The sequence below is a fragment of the Pseudomonas sp. AC229 genome, from assembly GCF_979254655.1.
The window spans coordinates 69,506-75,864 of sequence record NZ_CEEDHK010000018.1 but is presented as its reverse complement, the minus strand read 5'-3'; the positions used below and the strand labels follow the sequence as shown (position 1 = coordinate 75,864).

Sequence of the window (6,359 nt, the reverse complement as noted above, 5' to 3'; positions counted from 1 at the left end):
ACTGCGCCTTTTCCCCGAATCCATTGAGCCCTCCTGAAAATAAATCAGAAGGTGTAAACCTTATTCAGGACGGGACATAGGCAATAAAAAAGGCCGGTCCATGACCGGCCTTTTTTATTGCCCATTGAAATTGGCCCCAAGGGGCCAAATATCAGGCTTCGGAGGTAACCGCTTGTGGCTGTGATACAGCGACTGGCGGCGCGTCCGCAGTTTGGGTGATGGAGCTGATGTTGACAGCATGCAGGCCCTTGGGACCCTGAATGATGTCAAAGCTGACCGGCTGGCCTGCTTTAAGGGTTTTGTAACCGTCCATCTGGATAGCCGAGTAGTGGGCGAACAGGTCCTCATCTCGGCCGTCAGCCAGGATAAACCCATAGCCCTTGGCGTTGTTGAACCACTTGACCTTACCGCTAAGCATGCTGATGTCCCTCTGCAAATACACCCACCACTGGGGTATTATCCGTTACGACTCCGCGCTGGAATCATCCGCTTTGGTAAGCGCGCGGACCCTGATACCCTCGATTGGGTATTCTCTGTTTGTAACACTGATTTACTGATAGTCAAGGCGACGGCACGACCGTCTGCGAAGTCGGTCAAAAACTGTCTGTCGTCCCACTCCTACAATTACGAACCTTTCATCCCACATGCGTGTAAGTAGCCAGATTCGACTAACATTCAATCAGGACCATCCCGAGCCGCATGAGGATGACGCCTCGGGCGTGGCCCTGCAGGAAGCTAAGCCTGCGCTGCAGGCACCACCGATGTACAAGGTGGTCCTATTCAACGACGACTACACCCCCATGGATTTCGTTGTCGAAATTCTTGAAGTGTTCTTCAGTTTGAACAGGGAAGTGGCAACCAAAATCATGCTGACCGTTCATACAGAGGGACGGGCAGTGTGTGGCGTGTACACCCGTGATGTTGCGGAGACCAAGGCAATGCAGGTCAACCAATACGCGAGAGAAAGCCAACACCCGCTACTCTGTGAGATAGAGAAAGACGGTTAATTGCGACTGCTTGGTTATGAGGTGAAGCTATGTTGAATCGAGAGCTCGAAGTCACCCTCAATCTGGCCTTCAAGGAGGCCCGCACCAAGCGTCATGAATTCATGACGGTTGAGCACCTCTTGCTGGCCTTGCTGGACAACGAGGCAGCCGCCTCAGTCCTGCGTGCGTGCGGAGCGAACCTGGACAAGCTGCGCCATGACCTCCAGGAATTCATCGACTCCACCACGCCCCTAATCCCTCAACACGACGAAGAGCGCGAAACCCAACCAACCTTGGGCTTCCAGCGCGTTCTGCAGCGCGCGGTCTTCCACGTGCAAAGTTCGGGCAAGCGTGAGGTGACGGGCGCCAACGTGCTGGTGGCTATTTTCAGCGAACAGGAAAGTCAGGCCGTATTCCTGCTCAAGCAACAAACTGTCGCGCGAATCGATGTGGTCAACTTCATCGCGCACGGCATTTCCAAAGTTCCAGGCAACGCCGATCACACCGACAGCGATCAGGAAATGCAGGACGAAGAGGGCGGCGAAGCGTCTTCGTCGAGCAATCCGCTGGATGCCTATGCCAGTAACCTCAATGAAGCTGCACGTTTGGGCCGTATTGATCCGCTGGTAGGCCGTGAAAGCGAGGTGGAACGTGTGGCACAGATTCTGGCGCGGCGCCGCAAAAACAATCCACTGCTGGTGGGCGAAGCAGGCGTCGGTAAAACCGCCATCGCTGAGGGTCTGGCCAAGCGCATCGTCGACGGCCAAGTACCGGATCTGTTGTCCGATAGCGTGGTTTACTCGCTCGATCTCGGCGCCTTGCTCGCTGGCACCAAATATCGCGGCGATTTTGAGAAGCGCCTGAAGGCGTTGCTCAACGAGTTGCGCAAACGTCCCCACGCCATTCTGTTCATCGACGAAATCCACACCATTATTGGTGCGGGCGCGGCGTCTGGCGGTGTGATGGATGCATCGAATCTGCTCAAGCCCATGCTGTCCTCGGGCGAGATTCGCTGCATCGGTTCGACGACCTTCCAGGAATTCCGCGGAATCTTCGAGAAAGACCGCGCCTTGGCGCGTCGCTTCCAGAAAGTTGACGTTACCGAGCCGTCGGTTGAAGACACCATTGGCATTTTGCGTGGCCTCAAAGGACGCTTCGAGCAACATCACGGTCTTGAGTACAGCGATGAGTCGCTGCGTGCCGCTGCTGAGCTCGCCTCGCGCTATATCAATGACCGTCATATGCCCGACAAGGCCATCGATGTAATCGACGAGGCGGGCGCGTTCCAGCGCTTGCAGCCAGTCGAGAAGCGCGTGGCGCGAATCGAGGTGGAGCACGTCGAGGATATCGTCGCCAAAATCGCGCGCATTCCCCCGAAACATGTCTCCAGCTCCGACAAAGAGCTGTTGCGTAACCTTGAGCGCGATTTGAAGCTGACGGTGTTTGGTCAGGACGCGGCCATCGATTCGCTGGCAACGGCAATCAAGCTTTCCCGCGCGGGCCTCAAGTCGCCGGATAAACCGGTCGGTTCGTTCCTGTTCGCCGGTCCTACCGGTGTCGGTAAAACCGAGGCGGCGCGGCAGTTGGCCAAAGCCATGGGTATCGAACTGGTGCGTTTCGACATGTCGGAATACATGGAGCGCCACACGGTTTCCCGCTTGATTGGTGCGCCTCCAGGCTACGTCGGTTTCGATCAGGGAGGCCTGCTAACCGAAGCCATCACCAAAATGCCGCATTGCGTATTGCTGCTCGATGAAATCGAAAAGGCGCACCCGGAAGTCTTCAACTTGCTGCTGCAAGTGATGGACCACGGCACGCTGACCGATAACAACGGCCGCAAGGCGGACTTCCGCAACGTCATTTTGATCATGACCACCAACGCCGGTGCCGAAACGGCCTCGCGGGCCTCGATTGGGTTCACCCATCAGGACCACTCGACCGACGCCATGGAAGTGATCAAGAAGAGCTTCACGCCGGAGTTCAGAAACCGCCTGGATACCATTATCCAGTTCGGTCGCCTGAGCCACGAAGTGATCAAAAGCGTGGTCGACAAGTTCCTCACCGAGCTGCAAGCACAACTCGAGGACAAACACGTCACGCTGGAGGTCAGCGACGCGGCGCGCAATTGGCTGGCAACGGGTGGCTACGATTCGCAAATGGGCGCACGCCCAATGGCGCGTCTGATCCAAGACAAGATCAAACGTCCGCTGGCAGAAGAGATTCTGTTTGGCGAGCTGGCCGAACACGGCGGTGTGGTGCACATCGATGTGGTCGACGGCGAGATGACGTTCGACTTCGAAACGACAGCCGAAATGGCTTAGCTCGGTAAGGCTTGTCGGGGAAATGGTCTGCCATTTCCTCGGCTCGCTACATAAACCGCACCAACAAAAATGCCCAGCAGTTGCTGGGCATTTTTATTTAACTGGCTTAGCGCGCGCGGTAAGTAATGCGGCCCTTGCTCAGGTCGTACGGCGTCAACTCAACACGTACTTTGTCACCGGTAAGAATACGGATGTAGTTCTTGCGCATCTTTCCGGAGATATGCGCGGTTACGACGTGCCCATTTTCTAACTCCACGCGAAACATGGTGTTAGGTAGGGTGTCGACGACAGTGCCTTCCATTTCGAAGCTGTCTTCTTTCGACATGCAGTAAAGCCCTCGGTTACCAATGAATGGCCCGGTGCAACTGGCGCCAGGCAAAAGCGGCGTGCATTGTGCCCGAAAACAGGGCCCGTCGCCAAGGTATTCAGGTGAGGGTTATCCAGCGTTGATTGACGAACAGCTCAATGGGGCGGTATTGGGTCTTGTAATTCATCTTCCGGCAGCTCTTGATCCAGTAACCCAAATACACCGCATGCAGCCCGATACGGCGGGTTTCGGCGATCTGCCAAAGGATGGCGAAGCGCCCGAGGCTGCGGCGTTCTTCGGTGGGGTCGTAGAAGGTGTAAACCGCTGAAAGGCCGTTCGGCAACACGTCGGTGACCGCGATAGCGACCAGCCGGCCGTCCAGGCGGAACTCATAGAAGCGCGAGAAGGGCAGGTCGCGCACAAGGAAGGTCGTGAATTGGTCGCGGTTCGGCGGATACATGTCGCCGTCCGAATGGCGCTGTTCGATGTATCGGGCGTATAGCGCGTAATACTCTTCATTGAAGTTCGGCCGAACGGCGCGCACCTGCAGATTTTCATTGCGCTTGAGGATGCGCCGTTGCTGGCGGGTGGGCTGGAACAGGGCGGCGGGGATGCGCGCCGGAACGCAGGCGGTGCAGCCTTGGCAGTGCGGGCGATACAGGTGATCGCCGCTGCGGCGAAAGCCCATTTCCGAAAGCTCGGCATACACATCCACATCCATGGGCTGGCTGGGATCGAGGAACAGCGTGGTGGCTTGTTCTTCGGGCAGGTAGCTGCAGGGATGCGGTTGAGTGGCATAGAACTTAAGGCGCGCCAGCTCGGTCATGATCAACACTCTTGAGAGCCTGGGGTTAAGTGTATGCCAGGGTTTCGGACTCGACTAGGCGACCCAGTCGGCTGTGGTCGGCTGATCCAGATGACGCTTCAGAAAATTTGCAAATTCGGCCCGCGCAATGGGTCGCGCACCGAAGCTATGCAGGTGTTGGGTGGGCATCTGGCAGTCGATCAAAACAAAACCCCAGACCTTGAGGTGTTCGACCAGCGTGGCGAAGCCGACTTTCGAGGCGTTGTCCGCGTGGCTAAACATTGATTCGCCAAAAAACAGCTGCCCCATCGCCAGACCATATAGCCCGCCGACCAGTTTGCCGTCGTCCCATACCTCCACCGAATGGGCGAAGCCCTGCTGATGAAGCTTCAGGTAGGCCGCTTGCATGGCATCGGTAATCCAGGTGCCATCGGCATAGCTGCGCGGGCCGGCGCAGGCGCTGATGACGGCAGCAAAGTCTTGATCGAAGCTCACCTGATAGCGGCCCTGACGCATCACCTTGGCCAGGCTGCGGGACACATGTAGTTCGCCAGGAAACAAAACGGTACGCGGATCGGGTGACCACCAGAGAATCGGCTGCCCTTCAGCGAACCAGGGAAAGCAGCCGTGCCGGTAAGCAGCCACCAGGCGTTCGGCGCTCAAGTCGCCGCCAGCCGCGAGCAAACCTTCCGGGTCGCGTAGCGCTTTTTCCAGGGGTGGGAATTCGTAGCGGTTTCGTTGCAGCCAAGTGAGCATGGTCAGGCCCGGCCGGGGGAGAGGAGGGCGGACCCAAGGGCCCGCCGCTTAACGCTTACAAGTCCAGGTATTTCTCGGCATCCAGTGCGGCCATGCAGCCTGCGCCGGCCGACGTGATGGCTTGGCGGTATACGTGGTCTGCCACATCACCAGCGGCGAATACGCCTTCGATGTTCGTCGCGGTGACGTTCCCTTCGCTGCCGCCTTTGATCAGCAGGTAGCCGTCACGCATATCCAACTGGCCGGTGAACAGGTCGGTGTTCGGCTTGTGGCCAATGGCGATAAACACGCCAGCGAGCGCCAGCTCCGAGGTTTCGCCAGTGTGGCTGTCGCGCAGGCGCACGCCCGTCACGCCTTTGTTGTCGCCCAGCACTTCGTCCAAATTCTGGTTCCAGTGCAGGCGCATGTTGCCGTTGGCGGCTTTATCGAAGAGTTTGTCCTGCAGAATTTTTTCGGCGCGCAGCTTGTCGCGACGGTGGATCAAGTGCACTTCTTTGGCGATGTTGGACAGATACAGCGCTTCTTCGACTGCGGTGTTGCCGCCGCCGACAACCGCAACAACTTGGTTGCGGTAGAAGAATCCGTCGCAGGTCGCGCAAGCCGAAACGCCCTGGCCGGCGAACGCTTCTTCAGACGGCAGGCCCAAGTACTGAGCCGAGGCGCCGGTTGCAATAATCAGTGCATCGCAGGTGTAGGTGCCGCTGTCGCCTTTGAGCGTGAATGGCTTGCTCTGCAACTCGGCGGTATGGATGTGGTCGTAGACAATCTCGGTGTCGAAGCGCTCGGCGTGTTTCTGCATGCGCTCCATCAAGGCCGGACCTGTCAGGCCTTCGACGTCGCCGGGCCAGTTGTCCACTTCAACGGTGGTCGTCAGTTGGCCGCCGGGTTGAATACCAGTGATGACCAAAGGTTTGAGGTTGGCGCGCGCAGCGTACACGGCAGCGCTGTAACCGGCAGGGCCGGAGCCCAGGATGATCAGCCGCGAATGCTTGACTTCACTCATAAAAAGACCCCATAAGCCTTTGTCACAAAAGAGAATGCGTGCTCCAATTGGGCCGCACGAAAGATGCTGGCGGCTATGCTACACCGAAGCAGCAGAGCCCCGCAAAACGCGCCACCGGCAAGCCCGCGCGCGTGGCAAGAAACGGGTAAATCCGTACAATGGCCGAGTTTTCGCCGCCAAT

At 57.8% G+C, this 6,359-nt stretch carries 7 protein-coding genes; 2 read left to right on the top strand and 5 right to left on the bottom strand.

The window, feature by feature from the left end:
• Window positions 1-151: 151 nt before the first annotated feature.
• Window positions 152-418: a cold shock domain-containing protein CspD gene (gene cspD / locus AC0IW7_RS22525; protein ID WP_122498065.1), complete on the bottom strand. Its 267-nt coding sequence runs from the start codon at window positions 416-418 to the stop codon at window positions 152-154.
• Window positions 419-644: 226 nt separating this feature from the next.
• Between cspD and clpS the strand changes: the two genes are divergently transcribed.
• Both clpS and clpA read left to right on the top strand, forming a co-directional pair.
• Window positions 645-1,007, top strand: a complete 363-nt coding sequence (clpS, locus tag AC0IW7_RS22520; protein WP_122498067.1) for an ATP-dependent Clp protease adapter ClpS — start codon at window positions 645-647, stop codon at window positions 1,005-1,007.
• A 29-nt stretch (window positions 1,008-1,036) separates the two neighbouring features.
• The gene (gene clpA / locus AC0IW7_RS22515; RefSeq protein ID WP_471820968.1) at window positions 1,037-3,307 is read left to right on the top strand and encodes an ATP-dependent Clp protease ATP-binding subunit ClpA; all 2,271 of its coding nucleotides are present in this window, start codon (window positions 1,037-1,039) and stop codon (window positions 3,305-3,307) included.
• A gap of 106 nt (window positions 3,308-3,413) precedes the next feature.
• On the opposite strand, the gene infA is transcribed toward clpA, so the two are convergent.
• The 4 genes from infA to trxB form a co-directional block, all read right to left on the bottom strand.
• Complete coding sequence (gene infA, locus AC0IW7_RS22510; RefSeq protein WP_002553999.1) at window positions 3,414-3,632, bottom strand: translation initiation factor IF-1; 219 nt, start codon at window positions 3,630-3,632, stop codon at window positions 3,414-3,416.
• Between the two features lie 100 nt (window positions 3,633-3,732).
• Window positions 3,733-4,440, bottom strand: coding sequence for an arginyltransferase (locus AC0IW7_RS22505; protein ID WP_122498071.1), 708 nt, complete (start codon window positions 4,438-4,440; stop codon window positions 3,733-3,735).
• A gap of 54 nt (window positions 4,441-4,494) precedes the next feature.
• Window positions 4,495-5,175: a leucyl/phenylalanyl-tRNA--protein transferase gene (gene aat, locus AC0IW7_RS22500; RefSeq protein ID WP_471820967.1), complete on the bottom strand. Its 681-nt coding sequence runs from the start codon at window positions 5,173-5,175 to the stop codon at window positions 4,495-4,497.
• 55 nt (window positions 5,176-5,230) lie between these two features.
• Window positions 5,231-6,178 carry a thioredoxin-disulfide reductase gene (gene trxB, locus AC0IW7_RS22495; protein ID WP_122453209.1) on the bottom strand — a complete coding sequence of 316 codons (948 nt, stop codon included), beginning with the start codon at window positions 6,176-6,178 and terminating at the stop codon, window positions 5,231-5,233.
• Between the last annotated feature and the right edge of the window lie 181 nt (window positions 6,179-6,359).

Excerpts from the sequence above, each read along its gene's own strand:
- cspD (WP_122498065.1), bottom strand. The coding sequence starts at position 418 with ATGCTTAGCGGTAAGGTCAAGTGGTTCAACAACGCCAAGGGCTATGGG.
- clpS (WP_122498067.1), top strand. The coding sequence starts at position 645 with ATGCGTGTAAGTAGCCAGATTCGACTAACATTCAATCAGGACCATCCC.
- clpA (WP_471820968.1), top strand. The coding sequence starts at position 1,037 with ATGTTGAATCGAGAGCTCGAAGTCACCCTCAATCTGGCCTTCAAGGAG.
- infA (WP_002553999.1), bottom strand. The coding sequence starts at position 3,632 with ATGTCGAAAGAAGACAGCTTCGAAATGGAAGGCACTGTCGTCGACACC.
- AC0IW7_RS22505 (WP_122498071.1), bottom strand. The coding sequence starts at position 4,440 with ATGACCGAGCTGGCGCGCCTTAAGTTCTATGCCACTCAACCGCATCCC.
- aat (WP_471820967.1), bottom strand. The coding sequence starts at position 5,175 with ATGCTCACTTGGCTGCAACGAAACCGCTACGAATTCCCACCCCTGGAA.
- trxB (WP_122453209.1), bottom strand. The coding sequence starts at position 6,178 with ATGAGTGAAGTCAAGCATTCGCGGCTGATCATCCTGGGCTCCGGCCCT.